At 59.4% G+C, this 22,963-nt stretch carries 18 protein-coding genes; 15 read left to right on the forward strand and 3 right to left on the reverse strand.

Going from position 1 to position 22,963, the window contains the following annotated elements; genetic code table 11:
• Positions 1-2 precede the first annotated feature (2 nt).
• From AAC645_RS10445 to glcF, 6 genes are all read left to right on the forward strand, one after another.
• Positions 3-1,754: an N-acyl-D-amino-acid deacylase family protein gene (locus AAC645_RS10445; protein ID WP_340315819.1), complete on the forward strand. Its 1,752-nt coding sequence runs from the start codon at positions 3-5 to the stop codon at positions 1,752-1,754.
• Between the two features lie 70 nt (positions 1,755-1,824).
• On the forward strand, positions 1,825-2,673 hold the full coding sequence (locus AAC645_RS10450) for a metal-dependent hydrolase (protein WP_340315820.1): 849 nt from the start codon (positions 1,825-1,827) through the stop codon (positions 2,671-2,673).
• Positions 2,670-3,824, forward strand: a complete 1,155-nt coding sequence (locus AAC645_RS10455; protein WP_340315821.1) for an epoxide hydrolase family protein — start codon at positions 2,670-2,672, stop codon at positions 3,822-3,824. The genes AAC645_RS10450 and AAC645_RS10455 overlap by 4 nt, the downstream gene beginning before the upstream one ends.
• Positions 3,825-3,850: 26 nt before the next feature.
• Positions 3,851-5,344, forward strand: a complete 1,494-nt coding sequence (locus AAC645_RS10460; RefSeq protein WP_340315822.1) for an FAD-linked oxidase C-terminal domain-containing protein — start codon at positions 3,851-3,853, stop codon at positions 5,342-5,344.
• The gene (gene glcE, locus AAC645_RS10465; RefSeq protein WP_340315823.1) at positions 5,344-6,507 is read left to right on the forward strand and encodes a glycolate oxidase subunit GlcE; all 1,164 of its coding nucleotides are present in this window, start codon (positions 5,344-5,346) and stop codon (positions 6,505-6,507) included. The genes AAC645_RS10460 and glcE overlap by 1 nt, the downstream gene beginning before the upstream one ends.
• A 31-nt stretch (positions 6,508-6,538) precedes the next feature.
• Entirely contained in the window at positions 6,539-7,789 is a 1,251-nt protein-coding gene (gene glcF, locus AAC645_RS10470) for a glycolate oxidase subunit GlcF (protein WP_340315969.1), read from the forward strand.
• Here the strand turns inward: glcF and AAC645_RS10475 are convergent.
• Positions 7,786-9,429, reverse strand: coding sequence for a thiamine pyrophosphate-binding protein (locus AAC645_RS10475; RefSeq protein WP_340315824.1), 1,644 nt, complete (start codon positions 9,427-9,429; stop codon positions 7,786-7,788). The genes glcF and AAC645_RS10475 overlap by 4 nt on opposite strands.
• A gap of 415 nt (positions 9,430-9,844) precedes the next feature.
• Between AAC645_RS10475 and AAC645_RS10480 the strand changes: the two genes are divergently transcribed.
• The 3 genes from AAC645_RS10480 to AAC645_RS10490 all read left to right on the forward strand — a co-directional run bounded on the left by AAC645_RS10480 (position 9,845) and on the right by AAC645_RS10490 (position 13,889).
• On the forward strand, positions 9,845-10,975 hold the full coding sequence (locus tag AAC645_RS10480; RefSeq protein ID WP_340315825.1) for a helix-turn-helix transcriptional regulator: 1,131 nt from the start codon (positions 9,845-9,847) through the stop codon (positions 10,973-10,975).
• A 96-nt stretch (positions 10,976-11,071) separates the two neighbouring features.
• The gene (locus AAC645_RS10485; protein WP_340315826.1) at positions 11,072-11,695 is read left to right on the forward strand and encodes a TetR/AcrR family transcriptional regulator; all 624 of its coding nucleotides are present in this window, start codon (positions 11,072-11,074) and stop codon (positions 11,693-11,695) included.
• Positions 11,696-11,909: 214 nt separating this feature from the next.
• On the forward strand, positions 11,910-13,889 hold the full coding sequence (locus AAC645_RS10490) for an oxidoreductase (protein WP_340315827.1): 1,980 nt from the start codon (positions 11,910-11,912) through the stop codon (positions 13,887-13,889).
• A gap of 42 nt (positions 13,890-13,931) precedes the next feature.
• Here the strand turns inward: AAC645_RS10490 and AAC645_RS10495 are convergent, their stop codons facing one another.
• Positions 13,932-14,807, reverse strand: coding sequence for a VOC family protein (locus AAC645_RS10495; RefSeq protein ID WP_340315828.1), 876 nt, complete (start codon positions 14,805-14,807; stop codon positions 13,932-13,934).
• Positions 14,808-14,947: 140 nt separating this feature from the next.
• Positions 14,948-15,772 (reverse strand): aldo/keto reductase, encoded by an 825-nt coding sequence (locus tag AAC645_RS10500; RefSeq protein WP_340315829.1) that lies wholly within the window; start codon positions 15,770-15,772, stop codon positions 14,948-14,950.
• 136 nt (positions 15,773-15,908) lie between these two features.
• Between AAC645_RS10500 and AAC645_RS10505 the strand changes: the two genes are divergently transcribed.
• From AAC645_RS10505 to AAC645_RS10530, 6 genes are all read left to right on the forward strand, one after another.
• Complete coding sequence (locus tag AAC645_RS10505; RefSeq protein ID WP_340315830.1) at positions 15,909-16,469, forward strand: VOC family protein; 561 nt, start codon at positions 15,909-15,911, stop codon at positions 16,467-16,469.
• Between the two features lie 47 nt (positions 16,470-16,516).
• Positions 16,517-16,771, forward strand: coding sequence for a hypothetical protein (locus AAC645_RS10510; RefSeq protein ID WP_340315832.1), 255 nt, complete (start codon positions 16,517-16,519; stop codon positions 16,769-16,771).
• A 264-nt stretch (positions 16,772-17,035) separates the two neighbouring features.
• Positions 17,036-19,519, forward strand: a complete 2,484-nt coding sequence (locus tag AAC645_RS10515) for a TonB-dependent receptor (protein WP_340315834.1) — start codon at positions 17,036-17,038, stop codon at positions 19,517-19,519.
• A gap of 246 nt (positions 19,520-19,765) precedes the next feature.
• Positions 19,766-20,317 carry a VOC family protein gene (locus AAC645_RS10520; protein ID WP_340315835.1) on the forward strand — a complete coding sequence of 184 codons (552 nt, stop codon included), beginning with the start codon at positions 19,766-19,768 and terminating at the stop codon, positions 20,315-20,317.
• Complete coding sequence (locus tag AAC645_RS10525) at positions 20,310-21,632, forward strand: MFS transporter (RefSeq protein WP_340315837.1); 1,323 nt, start codon at positions 20,310-20,312, stop codon at positions 21,630-21,632. The genes AAC645_RS10520 and AAC645_RS10525 overlap by 8 nt, the downstream gene beginning before the upstream one ends.
• Positions 21,633-21,672: 40 nt before the next feature.
• A complete protein-coding gene (locus tag AAC645_RS10530; RefSeq protein ID WP_340315838.1) occupies positions 21,673-22,863 on the forward strand; it encodes a cytochrome P450 in 1,191 nt (396 codons plus the stop codon).
• The last annotated feature ends 100 nt before the right edge of the window (positions 22,864-22,963 follow it).

Here is a 22,963-nt window from a genome sequence, read left to right on the forward strand (position 1 = left end):
GAATGAACGGCCGGACGAGCGACGAACCCGCTTATGACCTGGTGATCCGCAACGGCGTCATCATCGACGGCACGGGCGAACCGCAGTTCTGTGCTGATCTTGCAGTCCATGCGGGGCACATTGCTGCGGTGGGTTCGGTGACCGGTCGCGGTAGAGAGGAGATCGATGCATCGGGACTTATCGTTACCCCAGGCTTCGTTGACATCCACACGCATTATGACGGTCAGGCGACCTGGGATCCGGTGCTTGCGCCTTCGTCGCAACATGGCGTGACCTCAATCGCGATGGGCAATTGCGGCGTTGGCTTCGCACCGGCAAGGCCCGATCGTCATGCTTGGTTGATCGAGTTGTTGGAGGGGGTCGAGGATATCCCAGGCACGGCCCTTGCCGAGGGGCTGACGTGGGATTGGGAGACTTTCCCTGAATATCTTGATGTCCTGGAGCGCCGCTCCTTTACGATGGATGTTGGCGTGCATATACCGCATGCGCCCTTACGCGCTTATGTGATGGGTGACCGCGGCGCCGACCCGGAGGCGCGTCCGACCGAGGCGGAGGCGGCGCAGATGGCTGCGCTAGTGGCCGAAGGGCTTCTCGCCGGAGCGGTTGGATTTTCGACCTCACGCACCATGGTTCACCAGACTCGCGCGGGCAAGGTCATTGGCACCTTTCGCGCAGCCGAGGATGAACTGGTCGCCATCGCACGTGCCATGAAGCGGGTGGGCAGGGGTGTGACCCAGTTGATCTCCGACGCCTATTTGTTGGCCGACCACGAATTCCTTGAGGCTGAACTCCAACTGATCAAATCGCTCGCCCGGATATCCGGCCGACCGGTGTCGATCACGGTACAGCAGGTATCCACGATGCCCGATCGTTGGCGGGAGATGTATTCCGCGATTGCTGCAATGCGCGAGGATGGGCTGGACGTGCGCGCGCAGGTTGCAGCGCGCGCGGTCGGAGCTATTCTGGGGCTGCGGACATCGGCAAACCCCTTTGCGTTCACCCGCAGTTGGCCCGCGTTGTCGGCGCTGCCCTTTCCCGAGCTTCTCGCTGCATTTCGCGACGCCGGGACGCGCACGCGCCTGCTGGGCGAAATTGACGAACCCGTTGATCATCCTCTTGCAAAATCGATAGTCGGGGCCTTCGATCGGATGTTTCGCATGCGAGATCCGGTGGATTATGAGCCGCGTCCGCAGGATTCGATCCTGGCGGAGGCTGAAGCAGCTGGAATCAGGCCTGCGGAATATGTTTACGACACGCTGCTGGAAGAGAATGGCGAGCGGTTGCTCTACATGCCGTCGCTCAACTACGCTGCTGGGAATCTCGATGACGTTCACGAAATGATGAGCGCCGATTTCGCGTTGTTCGGTCTGTCCGACGGGGGCGCACACTGCGGGGCGATCTGCGACGCGAGTTTCCCGACGACGGCGTTGTCGCTCTGGCCGCGTGGCAATCGTTCGGGCCGTTCGATCCCTCTGGAACAGCTGGTGCACGGCTATACGGCACGCAATGCCCGGCAGGTGGGTTGGCTGGATCGCGGCGTGATAGCGCCCGGGATGCTGGCCGACATCAATGTGATCGACCTAGCAAGCCTGGAGCTCGCCGTGCCACGTCCCGTCCATGACTTGCCTGCAGGTGGAATGCGCCTGCTGCAAGAGGCTCGCGGCTATCGCTATACGATCAAGCGCGGCGTCACTACCTTCCGCGATGGACAGGCTACCGGCGTCCAGCCCGGCCGTCTGATACGATGCAACTGACCTGATGAACAGCAATGCATGGTCGATCGGAAGGTCTTCGGATAGTCCTATCGAACCATGCTAAATCCATATGGCAGCGTTAGTTCTCTCTCAAAGGAGAAGTAGCGTGCGTGTTCGCCGACCAAGCTTCGATTTCAGCAACTCGTCCCCCCGCTGGGCCCCGACATGGGAATATGCCCATCAGATGAATGCGTCATCGGCATGGATTCCCTATCTTGAGCGATTCTTGAATCGCGTGATGGCCCAGGCGGTTTCCCGGCTGGACGCCGACAATCCTGCAGCAGCCGATCTGCGCAAAGATGTCCGGACCTTCATCAGGCAGGAAGCCAACCACTATTCGATCCATGCAGAGTTCAACGATATTCTTCCGCGCCATGGCTTTGATACCAGCCCGATGCAGGCCTGTTTCGAAGCGGAGTTCGAGCGCCTGTTCACGACGAAATCCTTCCCCTTCCTGCTGGCCTATTGCGAGGGGTTCGAAACGATAGGGCCCCCAGCTGCTCTGGTCTGGTTGGGGGAGACCGAGGATCTCCTCGAACGTGCCGACCCTCAAGTCGTGGGCTTGTGGAAATGGCATCTGATGGAGGAATATGAGCATCGCACCGTATGCTATGATGTCTTCAACGCCTTACATGGCGGATACTTCATGCGCCTCTATGGGTTTTTCTATCAGCTCCGACACCTCGGCAAGATGTCCAAAATGGTGAATGAATATCTGATGAAGAAGGAGTGGGAAACCATGACCGCCGATCAGATCAAAGCTTCGAAACTGCGCCAGAAGCAGGTGAAGAAGCGCGTGACGAAGTTGATCCTTCCGCGCCTGTTGAAGGTACTCTCACCCTTTTACTCGCCCCGGAAATCGCCTGAGCCGCGGCTCTTCAGGACGCATATGCAGAAGGTCGAGGCCGGCTTGGCATGACGCATTCAGGCTGGCCGGGAACGCCCTTTCCGATTGAAACTCCGGAAGCGATCTTGGACGATTTGCATGATCGGTTGCAGCGTGCCCGCTTTCCGGCACAGGATTCTGCGTCTGGCTGGGTTGCAGGCACGCCCGTCGAATATATGCGGCGCCTTCGTGATTTCTGGCTGAACGAGTTTGACTGGCGGAGCTGGGAGCAGCGGTTCAACGAGTTCGACAACCGCATGGTCGAGGTCGACGGGCACAGGGTCCATGTGATCGTGGAGCAGGGGTCCGGACCGTCGCCTATGCCGTTGTTGCTGACCAATGGCTGGCCGGGATCGTTCACCGAGTTTCTGGATCTGATCGACCGGCTCGCCCATCCTGAAAACCATGGCGGACGAGCAGAAGATGCCTTCACGGTAGTCGTGCCGAGTCTACCGGGTTATGGTTATTCACCGCCGGCAGTCCGATCATTGTCTCCCAGCGACATTGCAGGGCTGTGGTCGTGCTTGATGATCCGGGTCTTCGGATTTGAACGCTACGTTGCCTATGGCAGCGACTGGGGCAGCCTGATCACGGCACGGATGGCGTTTGATTTTCCCGATAAGCTGGCTGCGATCCTGATCACTACCGGCGGCGGTTCTGCGGTGATGGACGAGAATAGTCCGCCGTTGAGCGCGGACGAGGTGGGGTGGCAACACAGCACCTACGCCCGACTGATGCCGGAAAGCGCCTATCAAATGGTGCAGGCCACGAAGCCGCAATCGCTGTCCTTCGGGCAAACCGATTCTCCGATTGGTCTGGCGGCTTGGATCGTCGAAAAATTTCAGGGTTGGACGGCGCAAGGCACCCACGACGATCCGCCATTTCCGATGAACGATCTGCTCGCCAATATCATGCTGTACTGGATCAACGGCTGTGTGGCGCCGATGTGGCTATATTCCCATCTCTCGACCGCGACTAAGCTGGTGAGGGGGCCCGCGGCGGTCCCGGCAGGTTTTCTGTTTGGCCCCGATGATATGATGCCGCCTGCGCCCCGTTCCTATCTCGAGCGATCGTACAAGGTAGCGCACTATCAGGTTCTGGATCACGGGGGGCACTTTCCCGGCCTGGAGGTTCCGGATGAGCTGGTGGACGCGATCTCCGGTTTTCTTGGGACGTTCCGCTAGGACGCCAGCGGACTGGAGCAGATCAGATGTCACTCGTCATGCCGGCGCCGGATAAAACCGTTCTTGCACAGCGCGACCGCATTGTCGCGGCGATGCGTGCCATCGTTCCGGGTGAAGGCGTTATCGATGACGAAGCGTCGCTCGTTCCCTATGAATCCGATGGGCTGACCGCCTACCGCCAGACGCCGATGCTCGTCGTCTTGCCGCAGACGGTAGAGCAGGTTTCACGAATACTCGCCTATTGTCAGGGGCACGGCGTGAAGGTGGTGCCGCGCGGCGCGGGCACTTCGCTGTCAGGGGGCGCGCTGCCGCTCGCCGATGCGGTGTTGCTGGGCATGGCACGCTTCAACCGCGTGCTGGAAATCGACTATGACGAACGCATCGTCGTGGCCCAACCCGGCGTGACCAATCTTGCCGTCACCCATGCGGTGCAAGAGCGCGGGTTCTATTATGCGCCCGACCCTTCCAGTCAGATCGCCTGTTCGATCGGGGGCAATGTCGCTGAAAACAGCGGGGGCGTTCACTGTCTGAAATATGGGCTGACCACGAACAACGTGCTGGGCGTCGAGATGGTGCTCATGGACGGAGAGGTCATCCGGTTGGGCGGTCGTGCGCAGGAATCGGCGGGGCTCGACATGCTGGGTGTCGTCGTCGGTTCCGAGGGGCTGCTCGGCATCGTCACCGAGGTGACATTGCGCATCCTGCCGCGACCGGAAACGGCGCAGGCACTGCTGCTCGGCTTCCCCACCGTCGAAGGCGCCGGCCAGTGCGTGGCCGATGTCATTGCCGCCGGAATCATTCCCGCAGGCATGGAGATGATGGACCGTCCAGCGATTCACGCGGCGGAGGCGTTCGTCAATGTCGGCTATCCGCTCGATGTCGACGCCCTGCTGATCGTCGAACTCGATGGGCCGAGAGCGGAGTGCACGCATCTGGTCGAGGAGGTCGAGCGGATTGCACGAACGAACGGCGCCGTGAGTTCCCGCATATCCCGCGATGACGCGGAGCGGCAGTCATTCTGGGCAGGGCGCAAGGCGGCCTTTCCCGCGGTCGGCCGGTTGGCACCCGACTATTATTGCATGGATGGCACGATCCCGCGCCGTCGCCTGCCCGAAGTGCTGGAACGCATGGCGCACCTGTCGGCGGATTATGGACTCGGCGTCGCGAACGTATTTCACGCGGGCGACGGCAATCTGCACCCGTTGATTCTCTATGATGCCAATTTGCCTGGAGAACTGGCCAAGGCGGAGGCCTTTGGCAACGACATATTGCGGCTGTGCGTGGAAGTGGGTGGCGTGCTGACAGGCGAGCATGGCGTGGGCGTCGAAAAGCGCGACCTGATGCCCGTTATGTTCAGCGAAGTTGATCTTGCGCACCAGCAGCGGGTGAAATGCGCGTTTGATCCGGCACTCTTGCTCAATCCCGGCAAGGTGTTTCCAACCCTGCATCGCTGCGCGGAGCTTGGGCGGATGCATGTCCATAAGGGGCAGGTGCCGTTTCCAGAATTGCCGCGATTCTAATGGACGTCTTCTCTCCGACAAACGCAGCGGAAGTGGCCGAAGTGGTAGCGGATGCGGCTGCTTCGGGCCGTAAGCTCGATATTCGCGGCAATGGCAGCAAAGCGTCGATCGGCTCTGGTCGGCTGGACCATGCGACGCTGGATGTCAGCGCGATTGCGGGCATTGTTGATTATGATCCGGCTGAGCTGGTCCTGACGTTGCGGCCCGGAACCCAACTTGCCGAGGTCAATGCCCTGCTGGCGGAGAACGACCAGATGCTGGCCTTCGAGCCTTTGGACCTCTCGCCAATCCTCGGCAGCGACAAAGGCGCGACAATTGGCGGCACGGTGGCTGCAGGGCTTGCGGGTTCGCGTCGCCTCACACGCGGCGGTGTGCGCGATCATTTGCTGGGATTTGCGGCGGTATCGGGGCGGGGCGAGCAATTCGTCGCAGGGGGCAAGGTGGTCAAGAACGTGACCGGCTATGACCTTTCGAAGCTGATGGCGGGAAGTTGGGGCCGGCTTGCGGTGCTCACGGAACTGACGCTCAAGGTGCTGCCTGCTCCGCGGGCGCAGGAAACGCTGGTCGTCGCGGGCCTTTCGGCGGCCGAAGCCTATCGGTTGATGGCGAAGGCCATGGGTTCGCAAGCGGAGGTGTCTGCTGCGGCTTTCCTTCCTGCGGCTACCGAGGCGCGTTCCCAAACGGCTTTTCGGCTGGAAGGAATCGCGCCTTCGATCGTGGCGCGCAAGCATCTGCTGGCGGACGCCACGGGTGGAAACAGGTTGGAAACGCTTGCGGTTCCGGATGGATTCTGGACCAATGTACGGGATGCGGGGGGCCTGGCCGGTGCGGTCTGGCTCTGGCGTATCATCCTGCCTGCGCGTGCCATGCCTGATCTTGCGCTCTTGCTCGATGCCGCCGACGCGACATGGATGTCGGACTGGGCCGGGGGGCTCGTCTGGGCCGCTTGGGATGGCTCGGCTGGGATGCTGCGCGATCGTGTCGCTTCGCTTGGCGGGCAGGCGCTGCTCGTCCGGGCAGATGCCGCCGATCGCTTGAAGGTCCCAGCATTTCATCCGCTCCCAGCGGCACTTGCCCGACTCGAAGCTCGGGTTTGCCGTGCCTTCGATCCTGCAGGCGTGTTTGATACCGGTCGTTTTGGAATGTTGATCGATGCAGACTAATTTTTCTCCGGAGCAGTTGCGTGATCCGGCCATGTCTTCATCGGAAGGGGTGATCCGCAAATGCGTGCATTGCGGCTTTTGCACCGCCACTTGCCCGACCTATATATTGCTGGGCGATGAGCTGGATAGTCCCCGTGGTCGCATCTATCTGATGAAGGAGATGTTGGAGAAGCAAGCGAAGCCGACCGTGGAGGTGGTCAAGCATATCGATCGCTGCCTATCTTGCCTGTCGTGCATGACGACCTGCCCGTCTGGCGTCAATTATATGCATCTGGTCGACCATGCGCGGGCGTATATCGAGCAGAATTATCGGCGATCATGGCATGACCGGTTGATGCGGGGACTTTTGGCAGCGGTGCTGCCGTACCCTGCGCGGTTTCGTGCCGCGTTGTATCTGGCGAAGCTGGGCCGGCCGTTCGCCCAGATTTTTTCGCGCATCGCCCCGCTGCGCCCGTTGGCCAGCATGCTTGCACTGGCCCCTGCGCGTATTCCGCGGAAGGAGCGGGATGCCCGCCTTCGCCTCGTTGCGCCTGCCCACCGGGTCGTCCTGCTTCAGGGCTGTGCGGAGCCCGTTCTGCGTCCGGAAATCCGTGCTGCAACGCTCCGGCTTCTGGCGCGCGTGAACAGCGAGGTCGTGCGTCCTCATGGCGAGGCTTGTTGCGGCGCGCTGGTCCATCATCTCGGACGCGAGGACGCGGGGCTCGTTGCCGCGCGTCGCAATATAGATGCATGGACGCACGAGATCGAAACGCGGGGGCTGGATGCTATCATCATCACCGCTTCGGGCTGCGGCACGACCGTCAAAGACTATGGACATATGCTGCGCTCTGATCCGGAGTATGCGGGCAAGGCGGAGCGCGTGTCGGCGCTGGCCTGTGATATTAGCGAGTATCTGTCACGCATTGGCCTGCCGCCTGGACAGGCGAGCGGGCTGATCGTAGCCTATCACGCGGCCTGTTCTCTCCAGCACGGGCAGAAGGTGACTGTACAGCCGTCACGCCTTTTGGCTGAGGCCGGCTTTATCGTGAAAACGCCCGCCGAAGGGCATTTATGCTGTGGATCGGCCGGAACGTACAACATCCTTCAGCCCGAAATCTCCTCGCAGCTTGGCGCGCGCAAGATCGCCAATATCGAACGCCTTTCGCCCGACGTGATCGCCACAGGAAATGTCGGTTGCGCGATCCAGATCGGACAAGGCACGTCGATCCCGGTGGTCCATGTCGTCGAGTTGTTGGACTGGGCGACGGGAGGGCCCCGGCCCGCGGCCCTGCAACGATCCTAATCACCGAATGGCATTTCGATGATCACCGCATTCGGACCCTGGGCGGATTGCGCCCAAGCACGTTCGATCGCTGGTCGCGCGTCGCTTCCGAGCGGGATGCGGGTCGCCGGGATGCCGAAACCCCCGATGATGCCCTCAACGCTCGATCCCGTGTCGCGCAGATCGCTTCCGAGATAGCTGGCGTGCTGTGGATTGGCCTCGGCCCCCAGCTTTGCCACATATTGCCGTTCGAAATAGCGGGTCGATCCATATCCGCCGTTGTCGAGGATCACGAGGGTAATCGGGAGATTCTGTTCGCGGATGGTCCATAGCCCGAGCGCTCCGAAGCGCAGCGCGCCATCGCCAAGCACGCAGGTGACCGGTTCACCCGAAGCAAGTGCCACGCCGACGGCCGCCCCGGTGGCCCAGCCCAGCGACGCGCCCGTCGTCCCGACATATCGCCGCCCGTCCCGCGCCTGTAAGGTAGCGGCCAGTGCCGGGATCGCCATGACGGATTCATCGACGACCCACCCGCGGTCCATGGCATCGTGGAGCGGGGAAACCGCCGCCATATAGCTGTCGGTTGCCCGCGCGGTCGGATTGGCGGCAACAGGCTGGCGGAGAGATTCGAGCCATTGTCTCCGCCGGGCAAGTCGTTCGGGCGCGGCTGGCAGGCGACCAAGGGCTTCTCCCAGTGCCGCCGCAAAGGCACCGGGATCGGCGGCTACGCGCCAATGAGCGGCCTTTGTCTCGGTGAGCTTGATCGGGTCGGCATTGATATGAGCTAGAAAGGTCGCTGCCGGGAACCATTGCGGTTTGGGATGCGCCTCCATCAAGAAACGCGATCCAATCGCCATCACCACGTCGCTTTCGGCGTCAAGCCTGGGCGCGAACAGGATGTTGCCGAAGCAATTCGGATGGCCGGGTGCGACACCCAGCCGGTCCGCGAAACCGGGTTCATAGGCCAATGCGATCCCGTGCTTTTCAGCCAGCGACTCGATTGCTTCCGAACCTCTGAAGCGGCGCAGCTGGCCGCCGACAAGGATCATTGGTCTTTCCGCCGCATGGAGCGCTTCGGCGACGTCCGTCGCGTCCGGCGAGACAGGGGCGGGCGAGATGGTTGCCGGAAGCACAGCGACCGGTCCTGGCTCCTCAAAGACATTTTCCGGAATGGATAGAAATGTCGGCCCCGGTAGCGGACCGCAGGCGATCTGCTGCGCACGTTCCAGCCAAAAACGGACGTCCATTCCCGGTGCAAGTTCATGGGCTAGGCGGGTGAATGGCTGGACCATATTGACGAGATCACCCTCGCCGATGGTCGCATCCATCGTTCGATATCGCGTCGATTGTTGAGAGGCGATCATAACGATCGGGGACTCATCGCGCCAGGCATTGTAGAGATTGGCCATGCCATTCGCGACGCCGGGCAACATGTAAAGCATGACCATCGCCTTGCCCGCTACGCGCGCATAGCCATCGGCCGCCGCGACGGCGACCGATTCGTGGATCGCGGGGACGAACGCTATGTTCGTGCGCTGCAACTCGTACAACGGCGCTACCATCGAACTTCCCGGCAATCCGAAAAGATGGCGCTGCCCGGTCTCCTCAAGGAAGCGTACGAGCTCACGGCCTCCACGGGCCAAGCTGTCGATCTTGGGCATGCATCTCTCCTTTGCGTGCCTCCTTCGATCGATACGCTACGAAGAGTGCATCGTCTCGAAAGACGACATTGTCTCGGACCGGCCCGGCCCAGCGTCCGTATCGACGCTATACACAAATTAGCAACTTTGCGAAGTTTCGGCCGGATTCGCATCGGCAGGGGAATTGTGCCCTGGCGCCCGCCCGACGGTCTACGCAGTGCGGCAGAATGCACGGCTCCTTTCCATATAAGGTGGAAAGCCCGGTTTTTCTCCCGTTATACCGCGACCCGGCGCAGGCCCGATCGATGATGATTGTAAGGCTGTGATCGATTCAAGGCCATGGTTTGGTTCGATCAATCATCTTGCTACCCGACGCATTTTATGTATTGTCGCTATATAACGGGGAAACCCCGGCGTGACGTACTGGAGAGATTTGATGGGCGCAGCTTTGGAAATCGACGACATTGTCAGCCGAATTTATCGCGATGCAAATTGCGATGATTCCTGGGAATCTTCCCTTTCAGCAATCCGGGAATTTTTCGACGCTGGCATCGCTTGCCTGCGAATCGCAAATCAGGGTGGCAAGTGTCAGCAATTCCTGTTCGCCACGGGGCCAACTTTGCGACGGGATATTCTGGCGGAATGGGAAGTGAACAACCGAGGGGGAGAATCAAGTTCCGTATTGTCGGTCGGGGAGGTCAGGGTTCTGAACTGGGAAAGGGATTTGCCCGGTCAGCCGATCGTGAACGAGCTTCGCGAGTTCGATGTCGTTACTTCGATTGCGCACTGCTTCCAGAACTATGAGGGGCAAACCTACACGATCAATATCACGCGTGGAGAGAATTCCCCAGCTTTCACCGACGACGACATTGCCAATGTCCGTCGCATCGGTCGCAATTTCGCGGAGGCGAGTATTCTGCGCCACGAGATGCTGCGATCTAACTTAACCAGCAGGTTCCAGGCGCAGGTGCTGGATCGGCTGAGCGTCGCAGGGATATTGGTGGATCCCTACGGTAACGTCCTTCCGCTCAACGATGGTGCGGAGAAGCTGCTATCCAAGCAGGAGGTGCTGAAGCGTCGTCGTTGCGGTCAGTTAATCGCGATCGACCGCGCAAACGATCGTGAGTTGCAGGGCCATCTTTCACGTATCTTCTCTGGTGCGGTTGAGTATGGCGCCGCGATCGCGGTTTCGTTGGATCGTGGCAGCGGTGAGCGTCCATTGGGATTGATCATAACGAGTACCAGGTCCATGTGTATTGCGTCCAACCGAGAAGAAATCTGTGCCCTTCTTTTCATTCGTGATGCTGACGTCACATCAGCCATTGAGCCTTCACTGCTGCAGAAGTTGTTTAACTTTACGCCGGCGGAAGCTAATCTGGCGATCGGGCTGGCTTCGGGCAAAAGATTGGTGGACATAGAACGAAGTCTTAAAATTCGACACAACACGGCCAGGGCTCATTTGCGTTCCATGTTCTTGAAAGCGGACGTCAGCCGGCAGGCCGAACTGGTCCGTCTTCTGACAACGAGCGTCGCCCAGCTTGGGCGGAAGGAAAAGATACTGAATTAGTATCTCAGTCAAGCGGCATAAAGAACGATACTTTCTTTGATCGACTAGTAGAAAAATTTAGGATAGTCGAGTATATGGGTTAGTGGGCAAGTTGACATGGCGTCGGAGCGCGAACAAAAATTGAAAGATGACACTACGGATAACGTGCAGGCGCGGCAACAAAATCGCGGCGATGGCCAGATGAGGCAACGTTTTATCGATGTTACGACAAGACTTCTGCGCGAGCATGGCATGTCCGAAGTATCCACACGCCTGATTTGTGATGCCGTGGGAGTCAAGGCGCCAACGCTTTATTATCATTTTGCCGATTATTCTGGCTTGCTGACTGCTGTAGTAGAGCACGCATTTGAGCGCTATTTTGAGCGTTGGAACGGTCGAGCGATCGTCCACGATCCGTATCAGCAGATTCGGGACGGGTGGGATACCTATATCGCCTTCTCGCAGGACGAGCCGGCGCTATACACCGTAGTTGCACACCAGAATCTGAATGGTGAACTTCCGCAGGCGTTCATGTTCGAACACGATAAGCTTATTGAGATGCTGCGTGCTATCGGCGCGACGCAGCCGTTACGTTATCAGCCAGAGATTGGCGCGCAGATATTGACTGCAGCCTGTATTGGCGTCGCATCAATGCTTGCAGCTCAGCAGCACGGCCTCCCGTTGGCGCCGGAACTGAGCGCGGCGGCTCGTGAAGCCGTGCTTTCGAGCCTGATCCTGTGATCTGTTGCCGCTTGATGAGATCTGCGCGATGGTGACTGTATATTCCGGCTTTAGTTGCTGATTATATGAGCTTTCCGGAGAGTCGAGCCGACCTGTCGCGCCATTTGATGGGTGGGGGCGCGCTTGCCTGACGCCTACTGTGCTCGTTCAAACGGACGTGGCCCGACGCAGCTCCATCCGCGCATGTGGCTGTGTTGTAGCAGGAATGATGGCCATGACGTTGAGCCTCGTATATGAACCGATCACGATCAACGGGTTGGAAATTCGCAACCGGATCGCAAGATCCGCGCATGGCACTTCGCTCGCATTCCAGGGCGCTATTACCGATCGGATGATTAACTATCATCTGGCGCGGGCAAAGGGCGGCGTTGGCCTGACTATCCTGGAAGCGGCTGCGGTGCACCCCAGCACGATCACCAGTTTCGCGAATATCGATGATTCCATCATTGATGGATATCGTCGCTTGATGGCGGCAGTCCGGCCCCATGGCATGCGCGTTTTTCAGCAGCTCTGGCACGGTGGCCATATCTACCCGGTATTCGATAGATCGGCGCCGTGGGGCGTATCGTCGATCCCCAATCCCGCCACCGGCATTGTGCCAAACCCCGTGGGATCACAGGAAATCGGTGAGCTTATCGCGGCCTACGCCGCGGCGGCCCGGCGTTGCAAGGCGGGCGGGATCGAAGGCATTGAGGTGCACGCGGCCCATGGCTATCTGATCATGCAGTTTCTCAATTCTCTGACGAACACACGCACGGATCGCTATGGCGGTTCGTTGGAGAACCGGATGCGCTTCCTGCATGAAGTCATGGTTGCGATCCGCAAGGAGGTCGGCGACAATTATCCGGTTGGAATCCGGGTAGGTAACAGCGCGGGAATCGGCGGACTCGACGAAGCGGAAATCGCCAAGGTGCTTGAGCATCTCCATGCCGATGGGCTGATCGATTTCGTCGATGCGAGTTACGCGGACTATTGGAGCCACGGCTTTGCTTTCGCGATGGACCAGCCGCTGGGATATCAGCTCACATCATCGTCTTTGATCACTTCTGCGATCAAAGACCTTCCACGGATGGTCATCGGTCGGATACGTACTCTGGAGGAAGCAGAGCAGATATTGCGCGATGGTATTGCGGACATGGTCCATATGACCCGTGCCCATATCGCCGATCCCGATATCGTTCGCAAAACCCAAGCAGGGCATCCGGAGCGGGTCCGGCCCTGTATCGGTTGCAACCAAGGTTGCTGGTACGCGGTGACCACGGGCGGCCCAATCGGGTGCGCGGTCAATCCCGCAGCCGGCAATGAAGGCGCGCTGTCCGAAAATTTGATCGAACCTTCGGAAAGCCCCGGCCGGGTTCTCGTCGTGGGTGGAGGTCCGGCCGGAATGGAGGCTGCACGCATTGCGGCACTGCGAGGTCATGAAGTGGTGCTTGTCGAGGCCGCTTCATGTCTTGGCGGTCAAGTCACGCTGGCCAAACGCGCGCCAAGGCTCCACGCGATCGGCGACATCACGTATTGGCTGGAGCAGGAGATCATTCGCCTGGGTGTCGAGATCCGCACAAATTCCTATTTCGAAGCCGAGGATACTCTGGCGGAGAATGCGGATTTCGTGATTGTCGCAACTGGATCGAACCCGCGTAGCGACCGCATTCAATTTAGCGATTCATCGCAAGCGGTGCCGGGGGCCGACCAATCGCATATATTGTCGTCCCCCGACTTGTTCTCAAACCCGCATCTCGCACTAGGCTCGACGGCGGTCGTTTTCGACGAGGTCGGCCATTATGAGGGCATCGCGGCCACGGAGTACCTGCTCAACAAGGGATTAAAGGTGACTTTCGTCTGTCCCGGCAGCAGGATCGCCCCGCTAGTCTGCCATGACACACGCGTTGTCCCGGCGCTTCGGCGTTTTGCCGATCTCGGAAACTTCCGCCCGTTGACCAACACGAAGCTCGTGGCGATCGACAAGACACATTGCAACGTCCGGTCGTTATATTCGGCTTTCGTTGAACGGATTCCTGCCGATACGGTCGTCTTCATAAATGCGCGCGATCCGTTGCGCTCGCTCTATGACGAGCTTTGCGCGCGCGGGTTCAGGAAGGGGCAGAACATTGCCCTCGCCGGTGACGCCCTGGCGCCTCGCGATATTCAATACGCCATTTCCGAAGGGCACGCCGTCACACGATCAATGGTTTGAACGTCCAAACGCCCAAACCTGACCAAGCGGTGGTTCTGTATGTCAGGCGTTTTCCATGCCTTCTCGATGGCCCCAGACGCTGCCGGTGAAGGTCTCATATTCGGTCGGTTCGTCATCGGCGAGCAGCCGGGCACCCCAGGCCAGTTCGACCGTGATGTTGGACGGCGCACGGACATAGAAGGAGGTGACCCAGTCGCTGACGTGCTTGCCCAGCGTTGCGACGAACTCCAACGGTAAGTCCTGCGCCCGGTCAAGCGCGCGACCAAGATCATCCATCGAGTTATACTCGATTTGCAGATGCTGCAGTTTCTTGGGACGGTGCGACACCGAGAGCGCCACCGAGTGATGGCGCGGGTTGCAGCGCAGAAATACGGCTTCATGCGGGCCGATGAACAGGTGCGAGGTCACTTTGTGGCCAAGTACGTCGATGAGGAAACGTTGACTGGCCGCCAGATCCTTCACCGACAGCACAACATGCCCCAAGCCTAGTTCGTTGCTGCGAAAGCCGTCAACGGCAACCGTTGACACAAACGGCGTCTTGTCATCAACCGCGAGACCCCAGGCGATCTCGTGCACGATATCGTCGTCATCACGAACCCGGATAAGGCGTATGGCCTTGCGAGCCCGGGCATCGTCGCCGCGCACGTCGTCGAACGGTCGGCCGGCCGCCTTGAGCTGCTCCGCCAGAACATCGAGCTCAGATTCCCGCGTCAATCCGCCCCAACCGATTGCGAGCAGATCCTCATCGTCGCTACGTTCGATCTGCAGTCGCGAAAGCCAACGGTCGCATCGCAGATGAAGCACCTTGTCCGTACGTTCGCTTACGCCAAGGCCGATGCCCTGGGTCGCAAATTTCTCCCATGCGTCCAGATCCTTCGCGCCCAGAACGATATAATGAATCTGGCTTACATTGACCACAAAGCATCTCCTCCGCGCGGCGGTTTGTCATAGTTTGGCTGGGTGCATAGTATCGTCGTCATGAACTGACATCACATCTTCGGACTATGGAGCGTTATGCAAGTTCAGGGCGACGAGGATGCCGGCATATCGCGGCCGGATCAGTCATCCCAGATGGGTGCCAAGCCCTCGAAATTGGCCAAGCGGGTACCCGGCTCTGCAAGCGCGGAAATCCGCGTCATGTCTTCCAGGTCCAGCGTGAAGTCGAAGACGGCGGCGTTCTCCGGCATGCGCCGGGCGTTGGTGGTGCGGGTCAAGACGATATGCCCCAATTGCAATAACCAGCGCAGGGCCACCTGCGCAGCCGACTTGCCGTATCTAGCGCCTATTTCGGCCAGCACCGGATCCCGCGGCGCGCGACCTTCCGCGAGCGCGAAATAGGCGGTCGTCGCCAGCCCGCGCGCCCGCGAGGCATCGACGAGACGAGGCTGCTGGCAATAAGGATGAATTTCGATCTGGTTGGTGACCAGCGGCGACTGCGCGAGCGCCAACGCGCGATCGAGCCAATCGATCGAGAAGTTGCTAACCCCGATGTGACGGGCCTTTCCGCTCGCGCGGGCGGTTTCCAAGCTCTCGATCTGCACCTCAAGAGGTACGGCCTCGTTTGGCCAATGTAGCAGCAACAGATCGACATGGTCGGTCCGCAGCTTTTCCAGGCTTTCGTCCAGCGATGCCGCGAACCGGTCTGGCGCTAGATTCGTGCCCCAGATTTTCGTGGTGATGAACAACTCATCCCGCCGGGAGCCGGAATTTTCGAGCGCGGCGCCAAGAAAGGCTTCCGTTCCATAGATCTGCGCGGCATCGAAATGTCGCACCCCTGCCTCAATCGCGGTGGCGACCACCGCCTGTATCTGCTTGTCCGTCATGAACATCGTGCCAAGGCCCAGGGCGGGTATGTTGGCACCGCCTGCGGTGATGAATTCCATGAACATTTCCTTGCGTCCAAGGCGTGACGAACTACCGGTTACCATCTCCTTGAAACCATAGAAAACGTCCGCGCGGACGAAGTCCCTCGACAATGCGGCGTTTAGTCGATGGAACCAAGGAGCAAAGGGCAGAACATTGGTTTGGAAAGCGCGACAGATTTTGCAGCTTGGCTATGTCGTCCGCAGCCTTGAGGCCGCGGTGGATTATTTCGTCGACCACCAGGGCGTGGGTCCATTCTACGCCATGGATGTTCCCCCCGGCGTCGCACGATATACCTATCGCGGGGAAGCGGTCGAAGGGGTGACGAAGAACCGCGTCGCATTTGGCTATCGCGGTCCCCTGCAATTCGAACTGATCGAAAGCGACAATCCCGTTTTCGATCATCTGCGCGGTGATAAGGATATCGCCTATCATCATTGCATGCAGATGTCGGACAGGTTCGAGGCAGATCGCGCGGCCTATGCAGCAGCCGGTTACGCCACGATGGGCACCGGCGTGATGCCGGGGGTTCTGATCCACTATATCGATACGATGGAGCAGCTCGGCCACTATACCGAATTGTTCAACTACGATTCCGCCATCGACGAAACCGCAGGCGCCATGTTCAAGCTGTTCGAAATCATGTCCGTTGAATCGCAAGGTTGGGGTGGCCAGGATCGGATCAGGGACTTACACGATCTTCCAGCAATGATATAAAGCAAGCTGGTGATTATCATGGGCGGAGACGGGATGCCGCCCGCGCTTTGGCGCGGCTTTTCGGCGGGGCGGGCGCGTCGGTGGCCGGTTTTGACGTCAGCGATGCGGCGCCGGATGCCTTTAGGCTGATGTCGCGGCCCAAGCTGGCCGCTCGCGCCATTGCCTGCGACTTCCTCCCACTATTTCGCCGCATAGGGATGGCGCCGTCGAGGCGGATAACCTCACCGTCCAACATCAGGTTGCGGCTGATGCTGTCGACGATGTCCGTGGATGCGGTGCGTACTCACGGCGCACTGTCTTGATAGAGGGCGCGATGCCCGCGCAACTGACGAAAGAAGATGCCGGCACACTATGAGCCTTTCAGCTGCGTTCAGTCCGGCAGAGGCGCTAGTGTCGTCGTCGACGTTCACAGCCAGGAAGAATCCGCTATCGCGTTCGCCGCGAGAGGTCATGCCCTAATCCGTTTGGACGTCGCTCGCATCTACTGCCCTCAGCAATATGACTATTGGAAGTCTCACTAAGCGTGAGCATGAGACTCGACGCAACGCAGGGGAGGAATACAAGACATGTTTTCTTTGAAAACCATATTTCTTGCGGGCACAGCGGGTGCCGCGATGGCGTTTTCAGGCAGTGCCTATGCGCAAGATGCTGCAGCGCCGGAGACCGGGAGGGCTGGCGGGCTAGGAGACGAAATCATCGTCACCGCGCGCCGTACGGGGGAAAGCATCCAGCGCACGCCCGTCTCGGTTCAGGCATTCTCGGGCGAGACCCTGGCAAGACAAGGCGTCTCAAATCTGCAGGACGTGCAACGCAGCACGACCAGCCTTCAGGTCCAGACGCCGAACGTCTCGCCAGCCGGACTTTTCCTGTCCATGCGTGGACAGGTCGCCGCAGGCACCGGTTCGTTCGACACGAGCTCCGTCGGCGTCTATCTCGACGACGTCTTCAACGGTTCGTCGCAGCTTTCAGGCGGCCTGCTGAATTTCGACGACCTCGAGCGCGTTGAGGTGCTGAAGGGGCCGCAGGGAACCTTGTATGGGCGCAATGTAACCGGGGGCGTCGTCAAATTCGTAACCCGGAAGCCATCCAACGACTTTGAGGGTCAGATGAAGGCCGGCATCGGCAATTACGACCGTCGACACATCAGTGGCATGATCAACGTGCCGATTGTTGACGGAAGGCTTGCGGTGCGCGTGGTTGGCGGGCTCGAAGATCATTCTGGATACTCCTACGACGTGCGATCGAGGCGCGATCTTGACGATTTGCACAAATGGAATGTCCGTGCGTCGGTAAAGGCTAATCCGACCGATAACCTCGAGATCATCGTCACGGGCTGGTATGGCAAATATAGAGGCAACGGCCCGGATACGCGCGTCACCTACGTTCAGCCCGGGATCAACACTTTTTCCATGAATTACATCGTAGCGGAGGGGATCAATGGCATCACTGCCGCTAACCTGGCGCCCTTGATCTTCGGCAGCGCGGGCGGCTTTACCCCGGCGCAACAGGGTGCCGCTGCGGGTCTGGTGCTTGGCGCATTGCCCACCGTCAATCAGCGGATTCAAGATCAGTTGAATGCGCCGCGTAATCGCGCCGAACAGAACCCCCTCTATCCGCAATCCGGCCGGGCCGAAGCGCGAGGTGCGGTGCTCACTGTGGCGCAGCACTTTGGTACGGTCGAACTGAAGTCGATTACCGCTTACGACTATGGAAGCCGCAGCAGCTTCTTCAACGTTGGCGGAGGCTCCTCGATCCCGATCTACACGAACCAACAGGGATCCAACGATCAGTTCACCCAGGAATTGCAGCTTAATGGCACGGCGATGGACAATCGGTTGAAGTTCGCGCTTGGCGCATATTATCTGAATTCAACTCTTAGGGACGCGCGGCGGGACTCGTCGATCGACGGTGCGTTTCCCCTGTTTCTTGGCCAGAAGGGGCTGGGGCTCACCAATGGCTCGACCCAGACAAACCGGCTGAAGGTGGAAAGCAAGGCCGTATACGGCCAGGCGACCTTCGGAATAACGGATTCGATCAATTTCACCGGCGGTCTGCGCTATACGGATGAATCGTCGCAGTTACGCTACTATGCGATCCAGCTTCCAAGTCTGAGCAATGGACTGCGCACCGTTTGCATCGGAGCCGCGCCAACAAACGCGGCCACGCCGCTCGCCCAGTGCGAACAGGAATCGGCAAAATTCTCCAACCACAATCTATCCTATACGGCGGGTCTGGATTGGTCGATCACACCCGATATTCTGGTCTATGGAAAGGTGAGCCGCGGCTTCAAGTCGGGCGGTGTGAGCGCCTACACGGCGGCAGGTGCACCGTTTACCACCTATCGGCCGGAAGTGAACGTCGACTATGAAGCCGGTTTCAAATCTGAGTTTCTCGATCGGCGGGTGCGCCTTAATGCGTCCTATTACCACACCGATTATTCGAACATTCAGCGGACAACCGCGTTCGAAGTGAAGCCGGGGCTGATTGCAACGGCAACGCGCAATGCTGCCGATGCCACCATCGACGGCGTCGAGGCCGAATTGGCTGTCGTCCCGGTCGAGGGACTGACTCTCGGTGGTACATTCGCCTATACCAAACCCAAATATGGCACCTACCTCATCGCAAGTCCCACCTTCCCGGGCGGTTTCAGAGATGCTTCGGGCCAGGCGTTCCAGGGTCTCGCCAAATACACCTACAGCGTGAACGCCGCGTATACGATATCGCTGAAAGATGCGGATGTTACGGCGTCAGTTAACTGGGCCCATCGTAGCAGTGCGGTATTATATGTAGATGATAGCCAGCCTTCCGTATTGGGTGGCCCATCCGCAAGCGATGCCGTCAACACTCAACGGGGCTATGGCCTGTTGAGCGCGTCGCTCAGCGTGGAGCTGCCGAAACACAATGTCACGCTGTCGATCTGGGGCAAGAACGTCCTGAACAAGCGCTATTATGAGGCGATCATCAGCCTAGTGAACAGCGGCGTCGGCTCAGGCTGGGCAACCTTTGGCGCTCCGGCAACGGTTGGCGCGGACGTTACCTTCCGCTTCTGATCGATCGGGAACGACAAGCGCACCGGGGGGACCTTAGGTTTCCTTCCGGTGCGTCTTGTTTTCATCAGCATGCGCGAACCCTCGCACAAATGGACGAGGACAGTCCCCGCCGCACCGTTCATCGTGCGAAAATTGCGGGATCGAACGGCCGATCGCCGCCGGTCACGTCACGTGAGCGCCGTTGGTTCATCAGAGTCACGGAGAAAAGTGATGAGTGGGATCGTACCTGGAACCGATATGTACCACATGGGCGTCGTGACTGGTCCGGACGTAACCGCGATGCCGGGCAAGCTCCCGATCGATAAACTCTATCACTACACGGTCGTCGCCGACCAGCCTCGCGACCAATTCAAGGCAGGTTATGAAGACATCCTTGGTGTGAAGAACTGGTACAAGTTTGAGAACATTCCGCACGAATCGGTGCAGGACTCGCTCTATGAAGGCGAGCCGGAGGACTATCGCTTTCAGACATGGTCCGGACGCAAGGGTGCACTCGGCGTCGAAACCGTGGAGCCCCAAGGCGGAAAATCCATCTTCACCGAAAAGCTGACGGGCGGTGGGCCCGGCATCCACCATATCACGATCACGAACTCGCGGGAGTGGGAGAAGACTGAACGCTGGCTCAAGCAGAACGGTATGTCGATTGCGCAAGAAGCGTGGACGCCCGATCGCTCTACCCAGATCATCTTTGTCGATGCTCGTGAGCGGCTCGACAACATGTATATCGAGGTGCTGGTCCAGCAGGAACGCAGCTCGCCGATGATCGGTCCAGAGGTGGACATTTTGACCGGTGGCTGAGTCGTCTTCGAGCGAGTGGCAAGGCGGCTGGAAGCTCGTGCTCGCCGCCGGTTTAGGGGTAGGCCTGTCCTCGGCCCCACTCTACGCCATCGGCGTCTTCATTGGCCCATTGAATGAAAGCTTCGGCTGGAGCCGTACCGAAATCACCATGTCGCAGGTGTTGGTATCGCTTGTGGTCGCGCTTCTGTCGCCGCTTGCCGGCATCTTGGTCGATCGCGTCGGGGCTCGCCGTCTGGTGCTGCCGGGCACAATCGTTGCCAGCGTAGCGGCCGCCGCACTATCGCTGCAGAACGGATCCCTCCTGGTCTATCTTGCCCTTTATATGGCGTTGGCCATGGGGATCGGAATGGCATCCGCGGTCATCTGGACCCGGGCGATTGTCGATCGGTTCATCGAGAAGCGCGGCCTTGCCCTGTCCATCGCGCTCTGCGGTTCCAATCTGGCCGGCGCTGCCGCACCGTTGTTGTGCCGGTATCTCATTGAAACGGAGGGCTGGAGAACCGCCTATCTGGGGTTGGGGCTATTCATGTTCCTTTCGGTATTCCCGACCGCATATCTCCATTTTTTCGATGGTTCCGATCTCAGGCGCGCATCCACCGCCGGCAACAGTCCCGCGCCTCAGGCAATGCCGGCGCATGGACTTAGCCTGATCGAGGCCAGCAAGACGCTCAATTTCTGGGCATTGGCAGTGTCGTTCCTACTGGCCGGCGGTGGAATCACCGTGTTCGTCATCCACCTCTATCCGATGCAGACGGACCGGGGACTGGCTCCGATGGTCGCGGCAAGCATCGTCGGATCGGTCAGCCTCGCCGCAATTCTGGGACGTTTGATTGCCGGTTATCTGATGGATCGGGTTTTTGCGACACGATTGGCTGCGATCGCGCTGTCGCTGCCGATATTGGCCTGTCTGCTGCTGCTGTTCGCCCCTCCCACTTATTTGTCCGGACTGATGGCTGCAGTCCTGCTGGGCCTCGCAACGGGCGCCGAATTCAGCATGATCTCGTTTCTCACCGCCCGCTATTTTGGCCTTCGGAAGTTCGGCGTCATCAGCAGCGTCATGTTCACCGCATTTACCGCGGGATCGATCATCATGCCGCCGGCCGCCAGCATGATGTATGACAGCCTGGGCAGCTATGATCTGGTGTTGAAATCGCTGGCTGCCTGCTTCGCGATCGCTGTCATCGCGATGCTGTCTTGTTCCCATTACCCGGATCTCAGCGGGAAAAGTGCGATGGTTTCGTCGAACGTCCGCGCGCGCCACATGAAGGACAGAAATCGTGCAGGGAGAGGCTGGAATGAGGCAGGCGGTATCTGACCCTGGTACGAACTACAGTCGCGTACCGCAGCCGAGCCATGTGCCCGACGAGCTCGTCGTCGATTTCGACTATATGGATCCCGACGGAATTGAAGACGACACGGTGTACACCGCGTGGGACCGGTTGCACGCCGGCCCGGACATTGTCTGGACTCCTTGCAATGGCGGGCACTGGATTCTGACCCGCGCCGAGGACATCTGCTGGGTGCAGGAAAGCTACGAGAAATTCAGCCACGAAGTCTTCAGCATCCCGCGCGGTTCGACCCCGATCATCATGCCGCCGATCACGGTCGATCCGCCCCTGCATGCTCGTTATCGAGCCGTGCTGAATCCGTTCTTCGTGCCGAGCAAAGTGGCGAATTTCGGCGAGACGGCGCGTCAGATCACCGTCGAATTGGCGGAGAAACTGCGGCCGGCCGGTCGCTGCGAATTCGTGGGCGATTTTTCGCGTAAAATGCCGGTGAGCGTATTTCTGGACATTGTCGATCTGCCGCAGGATCGACGCGAGGACTTCGTCGCATGGGCCCTCGGCTTCCTTGCGCCCTCGTCAGATCAGAATGCGCGAAACGCCAGCCTGAACAAGATCGTCGAATATCTGAGCGCGAAGATCGAGGAACGTGCCGTAAATCCCGGCAGCGATTTGCTGACGCGGATCGTCAGTTGGCGCGAGAATCCCCGTTTTCAGAGCGAGGCCGAGGTTATCGGCATGGCACTGGTGACATTCCTGGGCGGTATCGACACGGTCGCCAATATGCTGTCCTTCATGGTCTGGCACCTGGCTACCCACCCAGAACATCGGCGCCGCATTATCGAAGAGCCGGAGATTATCCCCAGGGCCGCGGAAGAATATCTTCGCCGTTACGGCCTGTCCAACACCGGCCGGCTGATCCTGAGCGATGTCGAGTACAAAGGCGTGACCTTCAAGGCGGACGAAATGGTGATGGTGCCCATTTCCATGTCAAGCTTGGACGAGCGGAAACACCCCAATCCGTTTGAAGTCGATTTTGATCGGCCCGACCTGTTTGAAAACGGCGTCCCGGCGCACAACACCTTTGGCAATGGGCCGCACAAATGCATCGGCGCGCCGTTGGCACGAGCCGAGCTAAAGATCTTTCTCGAAGAATGGCTGAAGCGTATTCCGGATTTCCGGCTCGATCCGGATCGGCCCCCGGTCAGCCATTCGGGTCCGATCAACGGTGTCGATCATCTCCACCTTGTCTGGGACGTGTGAGTGTCTTCGCGAGACGCGCCGAGCGGACCCGGCATGGTTCCCTGGCGGGGCAGCGAAAGGTTATCCCTTTAGTCCTGTAGGACGCTGCATTGGGATGGGA

It is taken from the genome of Rhizorhabdus argentea, from assembly GCF_037861105.1.
Lineage (GTDB): Bacteria > Pseudomonadota > Alphaproteobacteria > Sphingomonadales > Sphingomonadaceae > Rhizorhabdus > Rhizorhabdus argentea.